17 protein-coding genes are annotated in these 22042 nt (G+C 46.9%); all 17 read left to right on the forward strand.

Annotated features, from left to right (window positions below):
• Nucleotides 1–121 precede the first annotated feature (121 nt).
• On the forward strand, nt 122–1588 hold the full coding sequence (locus tag LQ247_RS10770) for a UDP-N-acetylmuramoyl-L-alanyl-D-glutamate--2,6-diaminopimelate ligase (protein WP_144497612.1): 1467 nt from the start codon (nt 122–124) through the stop codon (nt 1586–1588).
• Between the two features lie 127 nt (nt 1589–1715).
• Complete coding sequence (gene mraY, locus LQ247_RS10775; protein WP_020451299.1) at nt 1716–2690, forward strand: phospho-N-acetylmuramoyl-pentapeptide-transferase; 975 nt, start codon at nt 1716–1718, stop codon at nt 2688–2690.
• Nucleotides 2691–4046 carry a UDP-N-acetylmuramoyl-L-alanine--D-glutamate ligase gene (murD, locus tag LQ247_RS10780; RefSeq protein ID WP_231006037.1) on the forward strand — a complete coding sequence of 452 codons (1356 nt, stop codon included), beginning with the start codon at nt 2691–2693 and terminating at the stop codon, nt 4044–4046.
• Nucleotides 4047–4098: 52 nt separating this feature from the next.
• Nucleotides 4099–5199, forward strand: a complete 1101-nt coding sequence (gene spoVE, locus LQ247_RS10785) for a stage V sporulation protein E (protein ID WP_020451301.1) — start codon at nt 4099–4101, stop codon at nt 5197–5199.
• Between the two features lie 71 nt (nt 5200–5270).
• On the forward strand, nt 5271–6371 hold the full coding sequence (gene murG, locus LQ247_RS10790) for an undecaprenyldiphospho-muramoylpentapeptide beta-N-acetylglucosaminyltransferase (RefSeq protein WP_231006038.1): 1101 nt from the start codon (nt 5271–5273) through the stop codon (nt 6369–6371).
• Between the two features lie 28 nt (nt 6372–6399).
• Complete coding sequence (gene murB / locus LQ247_RS10795; protein ID WP_144497614.1) at nt 6400–7311, forward strand: UDP-N-acetylmuramate dehydrogenase; 912 nt, start codon at nt 6400–6402, stop codon at nt 7309–7311.
• A gap of 206 nt (nt 7312–7517) precedes the next feature.
• On the forward strand, nt 7518–8306 hold the full coding sequence (locus tag LQ247_RS10800; protein WP_020451304.1) for a cell division protein FtsQ/DivIB: 789 nt from the start codon (nt 7518–7520) through the stop codon (nt 8304–8306).
• 29 nt (nt 8307–8335) lie between these two features.
• A complete protein-coding gene (locus LQ247_RS10805) occupies nt 8336–8995 on the forward strand; it encodes a DUF881 domain-containing protein (protein ID WP_371268716.1) in 660 nt (219 codons plus the stop codon).
• A 25-nt stretch (nt 8996–9020) separates the two neighbouring features.
• Nucleotides 9021–9746: a DUF881 domain-containing protein gene (locus LQ247_RS10810; RefSeq protein WP_020451306.1), complete on the forward strand. Its 726-nt coding sequence runs from the start codon at nt 9021–9023 to the stop codon at nt 9744–9746.
• On the forward strand, nt 9746–10099 hold the full coding sequence (locus tag LQ247_RS10815; RefSeq protein WP_003181559.1) for a small basic family protein: 354 nt from the start codon (nt 9746–9748) through the stop codon (nt 10097–10099). Before LQ247_RS10810 ends, LQ247_RS10815 begins: the two co-directional genes overlap by 1 nt.
• 183 nt (nt 10100–10282) lie before the next feature.
• Nucleotides 10283–11581 (forward strand): cell division protein FtsA, encoded by a 1299-nt coding sequence (gene ftsA, locus LQ247_RS10820; protein ID WP_020451307.1) that lies wholly within the window; start codon nt 10283–10285, stop codon nt 11579–11581.
• Nucleotides 11582–11615: 34 nt separating this feature from the next.
• A complete protein-coding gene (gene ftsZ, locus LQ247_RS10825) occupies nt 11616–12749 on the forward strand; it encodes a cell division protein FtsZ (RefSeq protein ID WP_231006039.1) in 1134 nt (377 codons plus the stop codon).
• Nucleotides 12750–13118: 369 nt separating this feature from the next.
• Nucleotides 13119–14627 (forward strand): S8 family serine peptidase, encoded by a 1509-nt coding sequence (locus tag LQ247_RS10830; RefSeq protein ID WP_331000501.1) that lies wholly within the window; start codon nt 13119–13121, stop codon nt 14625–14627.
• A gap of 191 nt (nt 14628–14818) precedes the next feature.
• The gene (locus tag LQ247_RS10835) at nt 14819–19117 is read left to right on the forward strand and encodes a S8 family peptidase (RefSeq protein ID WP_231006040.1); all 4299 of its coding nucleotides are present in this window, start codon (nt 14819–14821) and stop codon (nt 19115–19117) included.
• 184 nt (nt 19118–19301) lie between these two features.
• Complete coding sequence (gene spoIIGA / locus LQ247_RS10840; RefSeq protein ID WP_026579754.1) at nt 19302–20231, forward strand: sigma-E processing peptidase SpoIIGA; 930 nt, start codon at nt 19302–19304, stop codon at nt 20229–20231.
• A 59-nt stretch (nt 20232–20290) separates the two neighbouring features.
• Nucleotides 20291–21010 carry an RNA polymerase sporulation sigma factor SigE gene (sigE, locus tag LQ247_RS10845; RefSeq protein WP_003181573.1) on the forward strand — a complete coding sequence of 240 codons (720 nt, stop codon included), beginning with the start codon at nt 20291–20293 and terminating at the stop codon, nt 21008–21010.
• 139 nt (nt 21011–21149) lie between these two features.
• Complete coding sequence (sigG, locus tag LQ247_RS10850; protein WP_003181576.1) at nt 21150–21929, forward strand: RNA polymerase sporulation sigma factor SigG; 780 nt, start codon at nt 21150–21152, stop codon at nt 21927–21929.
• Nucleotides 21930–22042 lie beyond the last annotated feature (113 nt).

Here is a 22042-nt window from a genome sequence, read left to right on the forward strand (position 1 = left end):
TGTATCCTCTTTTTTACGCTAAAATATGAACTGTATGTCTGCATGCAGCTCGTGCGGTTAATCAACGCAGGAACAATATGACAACGAATGAAGAATGATTAGACTTGAGAGGTTTGATACGATGAAATTAACAAAGCTTCTTACATATTTAAAAAATGCACCTTCCTATGCCGGCCAAGAAGACCCTGATATAACTTCAATTGAGATGGACTCCAGGGAAGTCAAGACAGGGAGTCTTTTTGTTTGTATAAAAGGCTATACAGTCGACGGGCATGACTACGCCCGGCAAGCCGCTGAAAAAGGGGCTGCCGCTATCGTGGCGGAAAGGGAAGTGGACGCCGATGTGCCGGTGATCATCGTCCGCCATACGAAGAGAGCGCTTGCCGTGCTGTCGGACGCCTTTTACGGACAGCCGACGAAGCAGCTGAAGCTGATCGGCATTACAGGCACAAACGGCAAGACATCGACTTCTCACATGGTGGAGGAGATCTTTAGAAAAGCCGGGAGCCGCACAGGACTGATCGGCACGATGTACACGAAAATCCATGACGAAACCTTCGATGCAAAAAATACGACGCCGGAAAGCGTCACACTTCAAAAAACGTTTAGAAAAATGGTTGATCAGGATGTGGATACAGCCGTCATGGAAGTGTCTTCACACGCTCTCCACATGGGCCGGGTCCACGGGTGTGATTACGATATCGCCGCATTTACGAACCTGACTCAGGACCACCTTGACTACCACCGGACAATGGAAGAATATAAACATGCGAAAAGTCTGCTTTTCTCTCAGCTCGGCGGATCTTTTAACCACGATACACCGAAGTGGGCCGTGCTGAATGCGGATGACCTTGCTTCAGCGTATTTCGCCCAAGTGACGTCAGCACACCTTTTGACATACGGAATTCAAAACGATGCCGATGTCATGGCTGAAAATATCAAAATGGCTCCGAAAGGGACAACCTTTGATCTGGTGACGCCCAAAGGTACTGCACAAGTAACGATTCCGCTTGTCGGCCTCTTTAACGTCTACAATGTTTTAACGGCCGCGGGGATCGCACTAGCAGCGGATATCCCGTTTGCCACGATCACAGAAGGAATTGAAGGGCTGAAAGGCGTCAGAGGAAGATTTGAGCTTGTGGACGCCGGCCAGGACTTTCCGGTAATCGTCGACTATGCCCATACTCCTGACAGCCTCGAAAATGTCTTGAACACGTGCAGAGGCTTAACGGAAGGAAAGCTGTTTGTCGTCGTCGGCTGCGGAGGAGACCGCGATAAGACGAAGCGTCCGAAAATGGCGAAAATTGCCGTTGACCTTGCCGATGAACCGGTCTTTACAGCCGATAATCCGAGAAGCGAAGACCCGCTCGCCATTTTAAACGATATGGAGGAAGGCGTAAAAGGGGCTTACTATCACAGCATCGTCAACCGTGAGCAGGCGATCTTTTTTGCCATTGCAAACGCCAAAAAAGGAGATGTCGTCCTGATCGCAGGCAAAGGCCATGAAACCTATCAGCAGATCGGCGGTCAAACCTTTGATTTTGATGATGCTGAGGTGGCCAAAAGAGCCATTCTTGAGCTGAAATAACCGAAAAAGAACTACAGGAAAGAGTTGTTGAAATGATGGATGAAATAAATCAACATATGAAAAAAAACAGTGAATATGATAAATGCGTATGCTGCTACTTATATCACGCGGAAAGGAGAGAAGAACGATGCTCGAACAAGTAATTTTATTTACCATTATCATGGGCTTTTTAATCAGCGTTCTTTTATCTCCGATTTTCATTCCGTTTTTAAGAAGGCTGAAATTCGGGCAGAGCATCCGTGAGGAAGGTCCGAAATCCCATCAGAAAAAATCGGGAACGCCGACGATGGGCGGCGTCATGATCATATTGTCGATTATCGCGACGACCATTGTCATGACAATGAAATTTTCCGAAGTCAGCATGAACATGATCCTTCTCTTGTTTGTTACGGTTGGATACGGCTTGCTCGGCTTTTTGGATGATTATATTAAAGTCGTGATGAAGCGCAACCTTGGACTCACATCCAAACAAAAACTGATCGGCCAAATCGTGATTGCTCTGGTATTCTATGCCGTCTACCACTTCCAAGGGCTGCCGACTGACATCCGCATTCCGGGAACAGAGCTGTCATTTGATTTCGGCTGGATTTATCCGGTGCTTGTCATCTTTATGCTTGTCGGCGGTTCAAATGCTGTCAACCTGACTGACGGGCTTGACGGGCTGTTGTCGGGTACTGCTGCCATCGCGTTCGGTGCGTTTGCAATTTTGGCATGGAACCAGTCGCAATACGATGTCGCCATTTTCGCGGTTGCTGTTGTCGGAGCGGTGTTAGGATTTCTTGTGTTTAACGCGCACCCCGCGAAAGTCTTTATGGGAGATACAGGATCGCTTGCCCTCGGAGGGGCGATTGTGACGATCGCGATTTTAACGAAACTGGAAATCCTGCTTGTCATCATCGGCGGCGTATTTGTCATTGAAACGCTGTCCGTCATTTTGCAGGTCATTTCATTTAAAACGACCGGCAAACGAATTTTCAAAATGAGCCCTCTTCACCATCATTACGAACTTGTCGGATGGTCTGAGTGGAGAGTTGTCGTCACTTTTTGGACAGCGGGACTTCTGCTTGCCGTCTTAGGAATTTACATCGAGGTGTGGTTATAAGTGGATACTCAAGATTTATTGCAAAATCAAAATGTGCTCGTACTGGGGCTGGCGAAAAGCGGATATGCTGCCGCTTCGATCCTTCATGAAAAAGGCGTAAAGGTTGTCGTAAATGACCAGCTGCCTTTTGAGGAGAATGAACCTGCGCGGATTCTCGCGGAAAAAGGGGTGGAAGTCGTCTGCGGCTCTCATCCGACGGAACTGTTTGATCTTCATTCGATCGACATTCTGATTAAAAATCCGGGCATCCGCTATGAAAACGTGATGGTCGAAGAAGCGCTGAAGCGGGGCATACCGGTCTGGACGGAGGTTGAACTTGCCTATCATCTGACAGATGCTCCGTTCATCGGCATTACCGGTTCAAACGGAAAGACGACAACGACAACGCTTGTTTATGAAATGCTGAAAGCCGATTCGAAAAAAGCGCTCGTTGCTGGTAATATCGGCACGGCGGCAAGCGAAGTGGCCAATCAGGCCGGCGGAGACGAATGGATCGTGACAGAGCTGTCGAGTTTTCAGCTCATGGGGACTTATCAATTCAGACCGAAAATCGGATTGTTATTAAACGTATTTGATGCCCATCTCGATTATCACCATTCGCGCCAAAATTATGAGCTTGCCAAACAGCAGGTCTATCGAAATCAATCGGAAACAGACGTTGCCGTTGTCAATTTGGACGATGAGACAGTCGTACGGCTTGCCGAGTGTTCAAAAGCGGAGAAGGTGTATTTTTCGGTCCGCCGGACACTTGAGCGCGGAGCGTGCGTGAAAGACGGCGTGATCATGTTTAACGGTGAACCGGTCATGCCGCTTGAAGACGTCGTTTTGCCGGGAGAGCACAATTTGGAGAACATTTTGGCCGCCCTTTGCATTGTTAAAACCGCAGGCGTCTCCGATGAGGCCGTCCGCAAGGTGCTGACGAGCTTTACCGGTGTAAAGCACAGGATGCAATACGTCGCGACGATCAAAAACAGACTGTTTTACAATGACAGCAAAGCGACAAACATTCTTGCGACCAAAAAAGCGCTGTCCGCCTTTCAAAAGCCGGTCATTTTGCTGGCAGGGGGGCTTGACCGCGGAAATGAATTCGATGAACTAAAGCCGCATATATCTTTTGTCAAAGCGGTGATCACATTCGGCGAGACCGCACCGAAGTTTGAGAAGCTGGCCGAAGAAATGGGAATACAACAGGTTAAACGTGTCGATAATGTTGAACAAGCAGCAACTGCGGCGTTCAGCCTGTCAGACGAAGGAGATGTCATTCTTCTGTCCCCGGCCTGTGCAAGCTGGGATCAGTACAAAACATTTGAAGAACGTGGTGACATGTTTGTAAACGCCGTGCATATGCTTAAATAAGGGCTTGTCTCGTAAAGATAGCCCTAAGAATTAGAGCTTGGGGTGTTCGGCTTTGCAAACAAAAAAAACGTCACCGGATTTTTTGCTGGTTATCATTACGCTATTGCTTTTAACAATTGGACTGATTATGGTATACAGCGCCAGTGCAGTATGGGCGACTTACAAATACGACGACTCCTTTTTCTTTGCGAAACGGCAGCTTTTATTTGCCGGCATCGGAGTCATCGCCATGTTTTTCATCATGAATGTCGACTACTGGACGTGGAGAACTTATGCGAAAATACTGATCATAGTATGTTTCTTTCTGCTCATCATCGTCCTTGTTCCCGGGATCGGCATGGAACGGAACGGGTCGAGGAGCTGGATCGGAGTCGGCGCTTTCAGCATTCAGCCGTCCGAGTTTATGAAGCTCGCGATGATCGCATTTTTGGCCAAGTTTTTATCTGAAAAGCAAAAGAATATTACATCGTTTAGAAAGGGCTTTGTGCCGGCGCTGGGTATTGTCTTTTCAGCTTTTTTGATCATCATGATGCAGCCTGACCTTGGAACAGGAACCGTAATGGTCGGCACATGCATCATTATGATCTTCGTCGCGGGTGCGAGAATTTCACACTTCGTTTTTCTCGGTCTTCTGGGTCTGAGCGGCTTTGTCGGCCTTGTGCTGTCGGCGCCGTACCGGATCAAAAGGATCACTTCATACTTGAACCCTTGGGAGGACCCTTTGGGGAGCGGCTTTCAAATCATTCAGTCTCTTTATGCGGTGGGGCCCGGCGGGCTGTTTGGCCTCGGCCTCGGCCAGAGCAGGCAAAAGTTTTTTTATCTGCCTGAGCCGCAGACAGATTTTATTTTCGCGATTTTATCAGAGGAGCTCGGCTTTATCGGCGGATCGCTGATTCTTTTGCTCTTCAGCGTTCTATTATGGAGAGGCATCAGAATCGCGCTCGGTGCGCCCGATTTATACGGCAGTTTTGTCGCCGTCGGCGTCATTTCGATGATAGCGATTCAGGTTATGATCAATATTGGCGTCGTGACCGGCCTGATTCCTGTTACAGGCATCACGCTTCCGTTTTTAAGTTATGGCGGTTCATCACTGACCTTGATGCTTATGGCGGTCGGCGTGCTGCTGAATGTCAGCAGGTATTCTAGATACTAGATTTTGGCGATAACCCTGTTGCGAGATAGCAGGGTTATCGGCGTGTACATAAGGAATAAGGGGGAGAACAGATGCGGATTGTTGTTAGCGGAGGCGGAACGGGCGGCCATATTTACCCCGCCCTTGCGTTTATTAAAGAAGTGAAACGGCATCATGAAGATGTTGAGTTTTTATATATCGGAACCGAAAAAGGCCTGGAGAAAAATATCGTCGAGCGGGAAGGGATCTCTTTCAAGGCGATTGAAATTACGGGTTTTAAAAGAAAGCTGTCATTTGAAAACGTCAAAACCGTCATGCGCTTTTTAAAGGGTGTAAAAGAATGCAAAAAAGAATTAAAACGGTTTAAGCCCGACGCGGTGATCGGCACGGGCGGCTACGTGTGCGGACCCGTGGTATACGCCGCTTCAAAACTGGGGATTCCGACGATTATCCACGAACAAAACAGCCTTCCCGGACTCACCAATAAGTTTTTATCCAAATATGTTGATAAGGTAGCCATTTGTTTTGATGAAGCGAAACCGCATTTTCCTGCAGAAAAAGTTGTTTTTACAGGAAACCCGAGGGCGTCTGAAGTCGTCTCTATAAAAGGGGGTCGTTCTCTGACCGCTTTGGGCCTTTCAGAAGGCAAAAAAACGGTCCTTATTTTCGGAGGCAGCCGCGGTGCCGCTCCGATCAATGAAGCGGTTATCGCGATGCAAAACGAATTAAAAAAGCGGGATTACCAGGTTCTTTATGTCACAGGGGAAGTTCACTATGATAAAGTAACAGCTGCGCTTAAAAAAGAAGACCCCGCTCCGAATATGGTCGTTCAGCCATTTCTCCATCAAATGCCCGAGTACTTAAAAGAGTTCGAAGTCGTCGTGGCACGTGCGGGAGCAACGACAATAGCGGAAATCACCGCGCTCGGCATTCCAAGCGTATTGATTCCGAGTCCGTACGTTACGGCCAACCACCAGGAAGTGAACGCACGCTCACTAGGAGAGCAGAACGCCGCTGTCGTTTTAAAAGAATCAGAGCTTAATGGAGACCGCTTAATTCAGGCGATCGATCATATTTTACAAGACGAAAAAACGCTGCAAGAGATGAAGAGCCGCGCGAAGTCGCTTGGCGTACCGGACGCGGCCGAACGCTTGTACAATGTGCTGAAAGAACTGAAACATCATGCAAAATGATAAGACAGAAGGATTTTGGAGGTTTTCGATGGATAAGGTGATACAAGAATTAAAAGAACTTGAAGTCGGCAAAGTTCTGGAAAACGAGCCGCTCAGCAACCATACTACGATTAAAATCGGAGGACCGGCTGATGTGCTGGTGGTTCCGAAAAACATTCAAGCTGTCAAAGATACGATGAAGGTGATCAAGAAGCACGGCATCAAGTGGACGGCCATCGGCAGAGGCTCGAATCTTCTTGTCCTCGATGAAGGGATAAGAGGCGTTGTCATCAAGCTCGGACAGGGGCTTGACCATATGGAAATCGACGGCGAGCAAGTAACGGTCGGCGGCGGCTACTCTGTCGTAAGGCTTGCGACAGGCATCAGCAAAAAAGGGCTTTCCGGCCTCGAGTTTGCCGCGGGCATTCCGGGTTCGGTCGGCGGAGCGGTTTACATGAATGCCGGAGCCCACGGTTCTGATATCAGCAGGGTATTGGTGAAAGCATTGATCCTGTTTGAAGACGGAACGATCGATTGGCTGACGAATGAAGAGATGGCGTTCAGCTACCGCACGTCCATCCTGCAAAACGAGCGGCCGGGCATATGTCTTGAAGCCGTTCTCCAGCTGGAGCAAAAAGAACGCGATGAGATCGTTGCGCAGATGCAGAAAAACAAAGACTACCGAAAAGAAACGCAGCCTGTGTCCAACCCTTGCGCAGGCAGCATCTTCAGAAACCCGCTGCCTGAACATGCGGGCCGGCTAGTTGAAGACGCTGGTTTGAAAGGCCATCAGATCGGCGGGGCAAAGGTTTCGGAGATGCACGGCAATTTCATCGTCAACGCAGGCGGCGCAACAGCGCAAGACGTCCTGGATTTGATTGCATTCATTCAAAAAACGATTAAAGAAAAATACGATATCGACATGCACACTGAGGTCGAAATTATCGGAGAAAAACGGTAAACGGCCTCTCTACTTCAGATCGCCTTATGATATAATGTATGAAACAAACAAGCAAACGGCATCCTAGTATGTCGTTTGTTTCGCTAAATGGAAGCTTTTTAGCTTGCCCCGTGCTTTCATATGTCGAAAAGCGCGTCATTTTTCCGAACAAAAATAAGCAAATAAAAGTCTTTTTGTCTGCTTTATTAACCCTGAGGTGAGCCTACGTGAAACCCGGTATTGATAAAGAAAAAGTAGTGAATATAGAAGAACGGATTCCCAAAATCAAAGAACAGCGAAAGCAAAAGGCAAACCGCCGGCTGATCACCTTTATTCTGCTCTTTTTCACGATGATGCTGATCATCATTTACCTGCAGACGCCGATCAGCAAAGTTTCGACGGTAGAGATCAAAGGAAACAAAAACGTTTCAAAAGACCAGATCATTTCCCTGTCTTCGATCCATAAAGGACAGACGGAATTCTGGAGTCTGAGCAAGCAAAAAGCCGCAGAAAAGATCGAGCAGAATAAATTGATCAAAAAAGCCGAAATCTCTAAACAGCTGCCCAACAAAATCGCCATCTCCATCGAAGAGTATAAAAGCATTGCGTTTTTGCAAAAACACAATGTGTACTACTCCGTGCTTGAAAACGGCACGGTGCTTCCTGAAGAGGTGACGCCGACTGACATCGGACCGACCCTTAATAACTGGGAGGAAGACGAAAAGCTCGTTCAAATGGCAAAACAGCTGAACAAGCTTTCCGATTCCGTGAAAAAATCGATTTCCGAGATTAACTATACGCCTCAAAAATCAAATCCTTGGCTGATCAGACTGTATATGAACGACGGCTATATCGTGACGGCTTCGCTGAAAACGTTCGGACAGAAAATGAACAGCTATCCGGCGATCGTAAAAGAGCTGCCGAAAGGGGAAAAAGGCATTATCCATATGGAAGTCGCGACTTATTTTGAACCTCTGAAAAAAACGGATGAAAGCAAAAAGGGAGACGGAAATTGAAGAGGCACACAGTCAATCTTTCACTCGCCATGCTTGTCCTCGGATTCCTGCTGTCTTTCTCCTATCAATTCGCCAGGGAAAACAAAGACCATGAAGAAACAGCTGAAAATTGGAAAGAGGAGTATTCCTTGCGCGACCGGCTGATTTCCCAGGAAAAGCAAAATAAGAAGCTGGAACAGGAGCTTTACAAAAAACAGCAGGAAGTACAGAAAACAGAGACGGCTTTGAAAAAGGAAAAAAAAGAGTATTACAATATTGTTGAAGATGTTGAAAGGTACAGAATGTTCGTCGGGGAAATCGGCGTTCAGGGCGAAGGAATCAAGGTGACGCTGAAAGACGCTTCTTACATACCGGAAGGTGAGAATGTCAACAACTATATCGTCCATGAAAGCCACATATTCCGCCTGCTCAATGAGCTGTGGATTTCCGGGGCGGCCGCGGTGTCGATCAACGGACAGCGTGTGACACATCATTCTTACATATCGTGCAACGGTCCTGTCATCACGGTTGACGGCAACCAGTATCCCGCGCCGTTTGTCATTTCGGCCATCGGGGATCCGGATGTGCTGATGCCGGCGCTGAACATTGCAGGAGGACTTGTGGACCAGCTGAGCCGCGATCATATTTCAGTCAGCATCGAAAAACAAGACCAAATCGAGATGGAGCCCCTTTTAAAGCAGGGGGAATGAACGTTGAAAAGTTGGTGGGCGGACGTTGAAGAAAAATAATCGTTTCATCAGTTTGAGCATCCTGATGCTCATTTTCGGAATTATGCTGTCCGTACAGTTTAATTCGCTGAAAGCGCCGAAAGTCCGCGATACGCGGGACATCTGGGACCTCAGGGAGGATCTGAAGAAAGAACAGAAAAAACAGCTTGAGCTGATCAGCGAAATTGACAAATATGAAAAAATGCTGAACACATACAGTCATCAAGAAGAAACCTCGCGGACAAAAGCGTTGAATGAAACGCTTCAAAACTTAAAAAAACAGGCCGGCTTCACAGATGTTACAGGGAACGGAATCATCATCACCATTTCTCAGCTCTTCTCGGAAGAACTCACGGGAGAATCCATTCAAAATCCGCCGCCAGACCTTCTGAAAAAGCTGATTAATGAACTGAATATGTATGAAGCGGAAGAAATATCGATCAATGACAGAAGGGTTGTCAACACGACGGTGATCAGGGATATCAACGGAACAACCAAAATCGACGGATATCCTTTGGACAACTATCCGATAACGGTAAAAGTCATCGGCAAAAACGCCGATAAACTATATAGCCGAATGAATGCTTCATCCCTGCAGGATCTGTTCGCGGGAGAAAATCTGGATTTGCAAATCAAAAGGCCTGAAAAACAAATCAAAATCAAAGCTTATGAAGGTTCAATGCAAGTTGCGCCATTGAAACCGCTCGAGAAATCAAAAGGAGAGAATTCCTAATGTGGCTTCCGGTTTTAGGGCTTTTGCTCGGAATTACAATCGGGTTCAGCACGAACTTCACCATTCCGGATGAATACTCAAATTATTTGTCCCTGGCGATTCTTGCATCCCTTGATACTTTGATCGGGGGAATAAGGGCCCATTTGGAAAGTGTATACGATGAACTAGTTTTTGTGACGGGCTTTTTCTTCAATATTATTCTCGCCATAAGTTTGGCTTTTCTGGGCGTTCATCTTGGTGTAGACTTGTATTTAGTCGGTATGTTTGCATTTGGCGTGAGGCTTTTTCAAAACATCGCGGTCATCAGAAGAATACTGCTCGCCAAATGGACGGCCTCGAGGAGAAAAAATTAAAAAAAATCGGATTTAAAAGAGGATATACATAGGATATCACGAATATTCACAGTAATCCTAAAACTAAAAACGAAGCGTATTGGTTTGTATTGATTGTTACACACTTGTAAAACCAGATTCATTGTATTGTTGTTCGGCAAATAATAGAATAGAATTGACTGAAATGTGAGGAGGTGCCATAGAATGAACAACAATGAACTTTACGTCAGTCTAGACATCGGTACGTCCAATATTAAAGTGATCGTCGGTGAAATGTCAGACGATTCTCTTAACATTATCGGAGTCGGAAATGTTCCCTCAGAGGGGCTGAAAAAAGGATCAATCGTTGATATAGATGAAACGGTTCATTCTATAAAAAAAGCGTTTGAACAAGCAGAAAGAATGATAGGTTTTCCGCTGACCCACGCGATCGTCGGGGTTAATGGGAACTACATCCATATTCAAGATACGAACGGTGTTGTGGCTGTCTCAAGCGAGAATAAAGAGATCCACGTTGAAGACGTGCGCCGGGTGATGGAGGCCGCTCAAGTCGTTTCCATCCCGCCTGAACAGCTGATCGTCGATGTGATTCCGAGACAGTTTATTGTTGACGGCAGAGGCGATATTACAGATCCGAAAAAGATGCTCGGCGTCCGCCTTGAAGTGGAAGGATCGCTGATCACGGGCTCTAAAACGATCTTACATAACCTGCTGCGCTGTGTGGAAAGAGCGGGAATTGAAATAACGGATATTTGCCTTCAGCCGCTGGCCGCCGGATCTGTCGCTTTATCAAAGGACGAAAAAAACCTCGGAGTGGCTTTAATCGACATCGGGGGAGGATCGACAACGGTTGCCGTATTTGAGGACGGACATCTTCTTGCGACCCGCGTCATACCCCTGGGAGGAGAAAACATCACCAAGGATATTTCAATCGGATTGCGCACTTCCACAGACGAAGCTGAGCGGGTGAAGAAGCAGTTTGGACATGCTTTCTATGAAGAAGCGTCGGAAGAGGAAACATTTGAAGTCGCCGTGATCGGGACAGACCAAAAGCAAACCTTTTCTCAGCGGGAAGTGGCAGACATTATAGAAGCCAGGCTCGAAGAAATCTTTTTATTCGTGGCAGAGGAACTGCGGAACATGGGAATAAAAGAATTGCCGGGAGGGTTTGTGCTTACAGGGGGACAGGCTGGAATGCCGGGTGTCCTCAGCCTCGCACAGGATGTTCTTCAAAATAACGTCAGAGTGGCTAGCCCGAATTATATCGGTGTAAGAGAACCTCAATACATGACAGGAGTCGGCCTCATCCAATTCGCTTACCGCAACGCAAAAATCCAAGGCAGAAAAGTAGGGTTTAAGATGCCGGAACAAGCGGTTCAGGAAGTCGCGGCAACACATCAAAAAGAAGTGCAGCAGCGACCGAAGCCAAAATCCAAGCAGCACGCTCAAGCTGAGAAAAAGCCGAGCAAAATGAAGAAAATATTTAACTTCTTTTGGGAATAGAGATTAGTCATTCGACGGATTAGGAGGATTTAGCATGTTAGAGTTTGAAACAAATATAGACGGCTTAGCATCGATTAAAGTAATAGGAGTAGGTGGCGGCGGTAACAATGCCGTCAATCGGATGATCGAAAATGACGTTCAGGGAGTCGAGTTTATCGCAGTCAACACGGATGCCCAGGCTCTCAACCTGTCAAAAGCGGAAACGAAAATGCAGATTGGTGCGAAGCTGACACGCGGGCTCGGCGCCGGAGCCAATCCGGAAGTCGGCAAAAAAGCCGCAGAGGAAAGCAAAGAACAAATTGAAGAAGCGCTGAAAGGTGCAGACATGGTGTTCGTCACAGCCGGAATGGGCGGCGGAACAGGAACGGGCGCGGCACCTGTCATCGCACAAATCGCAAAGGAATTAGGCGCATTGACGGTCGGTGTTGTGACAAGACCGTTTACTTTTGAAGGCAGAAAAAGACAGCTTCAGGCGGCAGGCGGCATTACAGCAATGAAGGAAGCCGTCGACACCCTGATCGTCATTCCGAATGACCGTCTTCTTGAAATCGTCGATAAAAACACACCGATGCTTGAAGCCTTCCGCGAAGCGGACAACGTTCTCCGCCAAGGTGTTCAAGGCATTTCAGACTTGATCGCAACACCTGGACTGATCAACCTTGACTTTGCCGATGTCAAAACGATCATGTCCAACAAAGGTTCTGCACTGATGGGGATCGGCGTCGCCACAGGTGAAAACCGTGCTGCCGAAGCGGCTAAAAAAGCTATCTCAAGTCCGTTACTTGAAACAGCGATTGACGGTGCACAAGGTGTTCTCATGAACATTACGGGCGGATCAAACTTAAGCCTGTATGAAGTTCAGGAAGCAGCTGATATTGTAGCCGCCGCATCAGATCAAGATGTAAACATGATTTTCGGATCAATCATTAATGAGAATCTAAAAGATGAAATTGTTGTTACCTTAATCGCGACCGGCTTTATCGAACAGGATCAAGATGCATCTAAGCCGCAGAGACCTTTAAACCAAGGCTTAAAACAGCATCATCAGCCTGCTCCGAAACGGGAGGCGAAGCGCGAGGAGCCAAGCATGCCGCATCGCAGCCAATCACAGCCTGCCGAGGATACGCTTGACATCCCGACTTTCTTAAGAAACCGCAATAAACGCTAAAACGTCTATAATACATTGGAAAGCTGCCGACAAGAAGTCGGCGGCTTTTTTTATGCGCTGGAACGGAATCTCCCCTCCAAAAGCATCAATTGTCATTCTGATCGAAGCGCCTCCCTCAAAAGCCGTGCATCTAACCTCTCTCTTTTCTCCCGGATGCACGGATTTTCCTTTCGTCTTGTCATCTGGCCGAACTATGACGGTGAACAAGTCATATGTAAAAAGAACGAATTTACAAACCGTCAAAGGAAAAATGACAAAATACGACAATATCTATAAGTCTTTTCTTTTACCATTATTAATAGTTTCTGTTTCTAGACAAAGAAACGCAAGAAACGACTATATTTGCTATTGCTTATAGGAGGATGTCATGTGAAGAAAAAGCCATTATTCAGCACATTCATGTGCGCTGCACTCATCGGTTCACTTCTCACTCCGGCCGCTGTGCAGGCTGAAACAGGCACGACAGCGAAGGCCAAGGAACAAAACAAAATATCAAGCGCTCTTTACAAACGTTTTGAGAAAGAAGATAAAGTGACTTTTTTAATCAAAATGAAAAACCAGGCGAATCTTCAGCAAGCGGCGACAGCGGCTGAAAACCGGGCGAAAGCAAGCGTGATGACCGTGAAAAAAGTAAAAGAAATCAAACGTTCAGCCGTGCTGACGTCCCTGCGTACAAAAGCTGAGAGAACGCAAAAAGACTTAAAATCGTTTTTAGAAAAAGAAGAGAAAAAAGGAACAGCAAAGCAAGTGGAATCTTTTTATATTGTAAATGGCATTGCCGTGACAGCGACAAAGGATGTTATGGAAAAAGCGGCTTTATTTCCGGAGGTTGAAAAAGTGCTGCCAAATCAAAAAATTAAGCTCGGCAACACTGAAAAACCCACGGTAGAATCGAAAACGTCCGCAGATCGTTCCCCCGCTTCCAACATTCAGCAGGTTCATGCGCCTGATGTCTGGAAAAAGCGTTATAAAGGCAAAGGGGCCGTTGTCGCTTCGATTGACACCGGCGTTGAGTGGGATCATCCGGCGTTGAAGACAAAGTACAGGGGCTACAACCCTTCTAAACCGAACAGTCCAGACAATGAGTTCAACTGGTTTGATGCGACAAACAATAAGAAAACGCCATATGACGACTTGGGCCACGGCACACATGTGACAGGCACGATGGTCGGCTCAGAAGCCGGCGGCAAAAACCAGATCGGTGTCGCACCGACTGCGAAATGGATCGCTGTCAAAGCCTTTTCAGAGGACGGCGGAGACGAAAAATCCCTTTTGGCTGCAGGGGAATGGATTTTGGCTCCGAAAGATGCGAAAGGAAAAGCGCACCCCGAAAAGGCTCCCGATGTCGTCAACAATTCTTGGGCGGGTGAACGCGGACTCAATGAATGGTATTTGGATATTGTCAAAGCTTGGCGGTCAGCTGATATCTTTCCTGCATTCGCAGCAGGTAATGTCAGCGAATTGGAACCGGGCGGACCGGGTTCAGTTGAGAATCCGTCCAACTATCCGCAATCTTTCGCGATAGGCGCAGTTGACAGCGCAAACGCGTTAGCCGATTTTTCATTGCAAGGACCATCGCCATATGACGAAATCAAGCCCGATATTTCGGCACCGGGCGTCAGCATCCGCTCTGCTTATCCGGGACACAAGTATGCTGCGATGAGCGGAACATCGATGGCGACCCCGCATGTATCAGGGATCGTCGCTTTAATGAGGGAAGCCAATCCGGACCTCACAGTCGATGAAATCGAGCGCATCCTGCTGAATACGGCGACGCCTCTGACTGACAAAACGTTTAAAAAATCACCGAACAACGGCTACGGATATGGCTTGGTCAACGCTTTAAAAGCTTTTGACGCGGCTAAAAAAACAAAATGATAAAAAAGGACAAAACCGCTTTAACGGTTTTGTCCTTTTTTATCTAATTTTAAACATGATCTTGACAAATACCGACAAAAAAATTAACCAGTTTTTACTATATTTAAGTTACATCAAGGTCAGACAAGGCATCCACAAGGAGAGGAGGACGGACAAGTCCAGCCAATTTCATCAAAAAGGGGGATGTTCATTTGAAAAGAAAGCTGAGAAAAAAGGCGTTTTCCACCATTTTAAGCGGTTTGTTAATCGGCTCGCTGTTCATGCCCGCCGTTTCAGATGCCGCGGCAAAGCCTGCGCTCACTTCGATGAAAGAACAAGCAGTTGCAGGGAAGGGAAAAATTTCGAAATCTCTTGTCAAACAGTTCAAAAAAGAAGATCAAGTCACATTCTTGATCAAACTGAAAGATCAAGTCGATACTCCAAAGGTGGCCAAGCAGGCGGAAAAGAATGCGAAGAAAAAGTCGCTGAGCGCGGCTAAAACAGAATATCAAAAGCGCTCGGCTGTCGTCTCCGCTTTAAGAGTCAAAGCGGATGAGACGCAAAGCGATTTGAAACGTTATTTGAAAAAGCAGGAAAAACAAGGGAAAGTAAAAAAAATCCGCTCCTATTATATTGTCAACGGGATGGCCGTCCATGCGACGAAAGAGGTCATGGAACAAGTAGCGGCTTTTCCGGAAGTAGAGAAAGTGCTCCCGAACGAAAAAAGGCAGCTGATCAAACCGGCTAAACAGTCTGTGAAAAAATCGGCAGCTAAGGATGAAAAAGAAATCGAATGGAATATCAATCGAGTCGACGCGCCAAAAGCCTGGAAATTGGGATATGACGGAACGGGCATGGTTGTCGCGTCAATTGATACGGGCGTGCAATGGGATCATCCGGCATTGAAAGAAAAATACCGCGGATATGACCCGCAGCATCCCGATCAGCCTGATCACGAATTCAGCTGGTATGATGCGGTTTCTGGCGCTTCTGAACCTTTTGACGACCTGGAGCACGGCACGCATGTAACCGGGACGATGGTCGGATCAGAGCCTGACGGCCAAAACCAAATCGGTGTGGCGCCGGGTGCAAAGTGGATTGCCGTGAAAGCTTTTTCGGATGACGGCGGAACGGACGAAGACCTCCTTGCAGCGGGTGAATGGATTTTGGCGCCGAAAGATAAAGATGGCAACCCGCACCCTGAAATGGCTCCGGATGTTGTCAATAACTCGTGGTCAGGGGGAGCCGGGATTGATGAGTTTTACAGGGATATCGTAAAAGCGTGGCGAGCTGCCGGCATCTTCCCTGAGTTCTCTGCGGGGAACGCTGATTTCACCAATCCGGGAGGACCTGCTTCGATTGCCAATCCGGCAAACTACCCCGAAGCGTTCGCGACCGGTGCGACAGACATCGATAATCGCTTAGCCGATTTTTCACTTCAAGGTCCTTCCCCGTATGATGAGACCAAGCCTGAAGTAACAGCACCTGGGGTCAACATTCGCTCTTCTGTCCCTGGAAGCGGCTATCAAGACGGCTGGGATGGCACTTCAATGGCAGGACCGCATGTCGCAGCCGCGGCCGCACTTATCAAGCAGGCCGATTCGTCGATCACCGTTGATGGGATCGAAAAGATTTTGATGGAAACCGCAACACCGCTCACAGACAGCAAATTTACCGAATCGCCGAACAACGGATACGGCCACGGGCTCGTGAACGTGTTTGACGCGGTGTCCGCCGTCACAGAAGGGTTGGGCAAAGCGGAAGGGCAAGTCGGAAAAGAAGGCGAAGACAAAAATCCGCCGGTCTTAAACCATCAAGAGATCAAGGAAATTTACTCAGGCTCAGAAACGCCTCTTTCAGTTGATGTGGAAGACGATGTCAGCATCATATCGGTCAAATTAAGCTATAAAACCGATGATTCCGATTGGGTGACGATCGCTGCCAAACAAACTTCCGGCGACTATAAAAAAGGAACGTACGAGGCGGCCGTATCCGTTTCTGAAGGGAAAACGCTTTCCTACAAATGGATTGTCACCGATTTCGGAGGAAACAAAACGGAATCCAAAGTGTACGAAATCCCGATTTCTCCGGCTGTGACCACAGGGTATAAACAAGATTTCGAGAATGCTGCCAACGGCTGGATCACATCAGGTGTGAAGAATTCATGGGAGCGCGGTATTCCTCAGTCAGGCCCGAATGCCGCAGCATCGGGAAAAAACGTATTCGCAACAAATCTGACAGGGCCGTATCAAAGTTCGGCCAATATGAATCTTCTTATGCCTCCTGTCAGCGTTCCAAAAAATCAAAAACTTTATCTCACATACAAATATTGGCACGATATTGAAGAGGACTTCGATTACGGTTTCGTTTACGTACAGCCTGAAGGGAAAGATGAATGGATCCCGGCTGCTGAGTACAGCGGCAGGACGTCAGAATGGAAAGACGGACAGATCGATTTGTCGGAATACGGGGGACAGACGATTAAGATCATGTTCAACCTACAATCTGACGACAGCATTGAAGGTGACGGGCTTTATATCGATGATGTAGCGCTTGTGAAGGAAGTGAAGAGCGCAGGCACGAAAAAACGACTGGGCGTTGAAAAACAGCCGGCTAAAATGAAGGATAAGAAAACGAAGAAACAAACGATTGATCCGAAAAAAGCAAAACCGGCAGAAACCGTTCAAGAACATTCTGAGACGAAAAAAGCAGCTCCTGCAGTTCTTCCGGTGCGGGCTCAGGTCAGCGTGCTGGAGACGGGCAAATCGACATATTCCAACCAAGCAACAGGCGCATACAGTTTGGCTCATGCACCTGGAACGTATACGCTGAAAGCGGAAGCGTACGGATATGAATCAAATGCGCAAACCGTAAAAATCGAGGCCGACAAGACGACGACGGCAGACTTTGTCTTAAAGGAACTGAAGAAAGGGACGCTCACCGGAACGATAAAAAACAAAAAAACGGGCGAACCCGTCCGACATGCAAAGCTGTATATCGTTGAAGATGCATCCGTAAAACCGGTTCAGACGGACGGCGACGGAAGTTATTCATTAACGGCCTATGAAGGCTCGTATACGGTAAAGGTCTCTGCAAACGGATATTACAGCAGCGAGTTTTCCGTTGATTTAAAAGGAGATGTCTCGAAAGATATCGAGCTCGATCCTTTCATCGGCTATCCTGGGGAAATCGGCTATGATGACGGAACCGGGGAAAACGCCTGGGCTTTCTATGAATCCGGCAACGGGCTGGCCGTCAAAATGACGCTCGAAAACGGGCAGGAAAAAGCTATGCTGAAAGGCGGCTTGTTCAAATTCTGGGATACAGAATTCCCGGATCCGGGCGGCACTGATTTTGCAGTCGAGGTCTACGATGCGTCGGGTGAAAAAGGCTCTCCGGGCAAAAAACTCGCCGGCCCGTTCAAAGCTGAAGCGCTCCGCACAGGTGAATGGACGACCGTTGATTTGGGTGATGAAGGCATCCTCGTCGGAAAAGACTTTTACCTCGTGTACGTCCAGACAGAGGACCTGGCCAACTCACCTGGACTTGCTACAGATGAAGACGGGGAATATTCAGGCCGCAACTGGCAGTATACGGACGGCTCATGGTCGAAAGCGCCATCAGACCAAGGCAACTTCATGATCCGCGCTTTGGTCGACTATGAATTGGCGATGCCTGTGATTACGTCGCCTAAAGACGGATTCATTACCAACAAAAAGAATGCTGTCATCGAAGGGACATCGTCTCCGAACACGACCGTTCAGCTCTTTAACGGAGATGAAGAAGCCGGAACGGCGAAAACGGCGGGAGACGGCACTTTCTCAAAAGAGATTCCGCTGAATAAAGGTGAAAATGTGATCACCGCCAAATCGTCATCGGCTTCCGGAACGACGGATGCTTCAGACCCGGTCCGGATCGTCCTTGACCAGAAAAAGCCGAAGCTTACGATTGACACGCCGAAAAGCGGATCAAAACTCAATAAAGAGACTGTCACTGTGAAAGGAACAGTATCAGACGACCACTTAGAATCTGTTCATGTAAACGGCAAAAAAGCGGCTGTTGACAATGGCGAGTATTCTGCAAGGATTATGCTTGACAACGGCCAAAATGAAATCAAAGTAACGGCAGCGGATGCGGCAGGCAACAAAACGACCAAAAAAGTCACGGTGGATGTCAACTTTGAAGCGCCGCAAATCACCGGCTTGAAACCGGCTGAAGACCTCGAACTCAAAACGGGAGAAACCGTGAAAATCGAGTTTGAAAGCGCCGCTGATTTGGATGCTGTCTTTGTGATCAGAATGCCACTTACCAATTTCAAAACGGCTGCCCAAAACGTAACAGAGCTGCCGATCAGAGAAGTCTCAAAAGGCAAGTATGAAGGATATTGGACCGCGACTTCAACCGCAAAAGCAAAAGGAGCGGAAATCGAGGTCATCGTCCGGGATGATTACGGCAATGAAACGAGACAAACGGCAAAAGGCAAACTGTACATCAATGAAAAGCTGAAATAAAGGTGAAAAGACGCTGTCTTTAATGGCAGCGTTTTTTTTCGTTTTATGATCGACAAATTCAGTACGAAAACTTCAAAAAATGTACGATTTGCGCAACATTAATTGACAGACTTTACCTTTGGGCTTGATTTATACTTAGGAAAACAAACAATATGGTCACCGAGCCCAAAGAAAGGGGAAGGATGTGGAAATCTATTTAGATGCGATATGGCTGTTAAACTTTTGTTTTGACTTGCTGCTTTTAATGATGACCGCATTTATTTTAAAGCGAAGGGTTAAAAAGCGGAGGCTGATCTTAGGGGCGTTTGTCGCGTCAAGCATCGTTCTGTTTATGTTTACACCTTTTTCGCCGTACGTCCTTCATCCTGCAGGCAAACTGTCGTTTTCGGTTGTGATCGTTCTTGTGACATTTGGTTTTAAGCGGTTCCGGTTTTTTTTGCAAAATTTGTTTTCTTTTTATTTTGCTACTTTTTTAATGGGAGGAGGGATTATTGGAGCGCATTCTTTACTTGAAACGGATTCGATCATGGAAAACGGCGTCTTTATGACGAATTGGTCCGGTTTTGGAGACCCGGTCAGCTGGCTGTTTGTCGGTGCAGGTTTTCCGGCTGTATGGCTGTTTTCAAAAAAGCGTTTTGAAGATGCTGAAGCGAAGAAAATTCAATATGAAGAACGCGTCCGCCTAGAGACCGGCATTGATGAACATACGCTTCATTTCACCGGATTGATTGACTCCGGAAACCAACTCTACGACCCGATCACAAAAACGCCCGTCATGATCGTCAATATTGAAAAATTGAAAAGTGTATTGGGAGAAGAAGCGAGTGTGATCATCAAGGAAATGAGCCCGCTTGATGCCGTCGGCAAACTTGATGAAACACTCCCGTATATCGGGCGGATCCGCCTGATTCCCTACCGCGGGGTCGGCCATCAGCATCAGTTTCTGCTCTGCCTAAAGCCGGATCATGTGCTCATTTTTTCGGAAAGGGAGGTGATTGAAGCGCCGAAATGCCTGATTGGCATCAGCACCTCACCGCTTTCCGCGGACGGCGAATTTGACGCCATCGTCCATCCGAAAATGCTCGCCGGAAACCCGGTCAAACACGTTTCTTAAACTCGAAGTCTGTTACATTATCATACTCCTGAAGACGTTTATTTAGAAGGGGGAGGAAGATGAAAAAACTAAAATTAAGGTTAACCTATCTGTGGTACAAACTTTTAATGAAACTGGGGCTGAAAAGCGACGAAATTTATTATATCGGCGGAAGCGAAGCGCTGCCCCCGCCATTGTCAAAAGATGAAGAGCAGGTGCTTCTCCATAAGCTGCCTGACGGTGATCAGGCGGCACGGGCGATTTTGATTGAACGAAATCTCAGGCTGGTCGTCTACATCGCGAGAAAATTTGAAAATACCGGCATCAATATCGAGGATTTAATCTCCATCGGCACGATCGGCCTTATCAAAGCGGTGAATACCTTTAATCCCGAGAAAAAAATCAAACTGGCTACATATGCTTCCAGATGTATTGAAAATGAAATTTTGATGTATTTAAGAAGAAACAATAAAATTCGCTCAGAGGTATCATTCGATGAACCGTTAAACATCGATTGGGATGGAAATGAACTTCTTCTCTCAGATGTGCTCGGAACAGAAAACGATATTATTACAAAAGATATCGAAGCAAACGTTGATAAGAAGCTGCTGAAAAAAGCGCTTGAACAGCTCAATGACAGAGAAAAACAGATCATGGAGCTCCGCTTCGGGCTTGTCGGAGGAGAAGAAAAAACGCAAAAAGACGTTGCCGATATGCTCGGCATCTCCCAGTCATATATTTCCCGGCTTGAAAAAAGAATTATTAAAAGGCTGCGAAAAGAATTCAACAAAATGGTTTAATTTTTTTATGAAATTTGAAGTGTTGACAGCCAAGGGTTTTCGACTTGATCTTCTTATTTTTGGAAATTAACGATGCATATTTTTCCCACCCGAGGAGATACTGAACTTTGTACAGCAGCTCCTGTAGGGAGGGAAAAAAGTGTCGAGAAATAAAGTTGAAATCTGCGGGGTTGATACATCAAAACTGCCCGTACTGAAGAACGAAGAGATGAGAAAGTTGTTCAAGCAAATGCAGGATGAAGGAGACACGACAGCAAGAGAAAAGCTTGTTAACGGTAATTTGCGCCTTGTCTTAAGCGTCATTCAAAGGTTTAACAACAGAGGAGAGTATGTTGATGACTTATTCCAAGTCGGCTGCATCGGACTAATGAAATCAATTGATAATTTTGATCTGAGCCACAATGTTAAGTTTTCAACATATGCTGTACCAATGATCATCGGAGAAATCCGCAGATATTTGCGCGATAACAACCCGATCCGCGTCTCACGGTCACTCAGGGATATCGCGTACAAGGCGCTGCAAGTGAGAGAACGGCTGATCAGTGAGACAAGCAGGGAGCCGACGGCTCAGGAGATCGCGAAAGAGCTTGAAGTGTCCCATGAAGAAATCGTTTTTGCGCTTGACGCTATTCAAGATCCCGTATCTTTGTTTGAGCCGATTTACAATGACGGAGGAGATCCGATTTATGTCATGGATCAAATCAGCGATGAGCGCAACAAGGATTCGCAATGGATCGAAGAGCTCGCCTTAAAAGAAGGCATGAGACGGCTGAATGAACGGGAAAAAATGATCCTCAGAAAACGCTTCTTCCAAGGCAAGACGCAAATGGAAGTCGCTGATGAGATCGGAATCTCCCAAGCCCAGGTCTCAAGGCTGGAAAAAGCCGCCATTAAACAAATGAATAAGAACATTCACTAAAGCCGCAGTCAATCTGCGGCTTTTCACATGCTAAAAATGGAAAATCTCTCATTCACTTTGTTATATAAATAAGCTATAATAAAAGAATTATATTTTAATTTATCAGAATATTT

Origin of the sequence: Bacillus sp. BS3(2021) (assembly GCF_021043345.1) — a bacterium.
GTDB lineage: Bacteria > Bacillota > Bacilli > Bacillales > Bacillaceae > Bacillus > Bacillus paralicheniformis.

Bases quoted from the DNA above. Each gene is read 5' to 3' on its own strand.
- murB (WP_144497614.1), top strand. From the start codon at position 6,400: ATGGATAAGGTGATACAAGAATTAAAAGAACTTGAAGTCGGCAAAGTT.
- LQ247_RS10770 (WP_144497612.1), top strand. From the start codon at position 122: ATGAAATTAACAAAGCTTCTTACATATTTAAAAAATGCACCTTCCTAT.
- LQ247_RS10805 (WP_371268716.1), top strand. From the start codon at position 8,336: ATGCTTGTCCTCGGATTCCTGCTGTCTTTCTCCTATCAATTCGCCAGG.
- ftsA (WP_020451307.1), top strand. From the start codon at position 10,283: ATGAACAACAATGAACTTTACGTCAGTCTAGACATCGGTACGTCCAAT.
- ftsZ (WP_231006039.1), top strand. From the start codon at position 11,616: ATGTTAGAGTTTGAAACAAATATAGACGGCTTAGCATCGATTAAAGTA.
- murG (WP_231006038.1), top strand. From the start codon at position 5,271: ATGCGGATTGTTGTTAGCGGAGGCGGAACGGGCGGCCATATTTACCCC.
- LQ247_RS10815 (WP_003181559.1), top strand. From the start codon at position 9,746: ATGTGGCTTCCGGTTTTAGGGCTTTTGCTCGGAATTACAATCGGGTTC.
- sigE (WP_003181573.1), top strand. From the start codon at position 20,291: ATGAAAAAACTAAAATTAAGGTTAACCTATCTGTGGTACAAACTTTTA.
- mraY (WP_020451299.1), top strand. From the start codon at position 1,716: ATGCTCGAACAAGTAATTTTATTTACCATTATCATGGGCTTTTTAATC.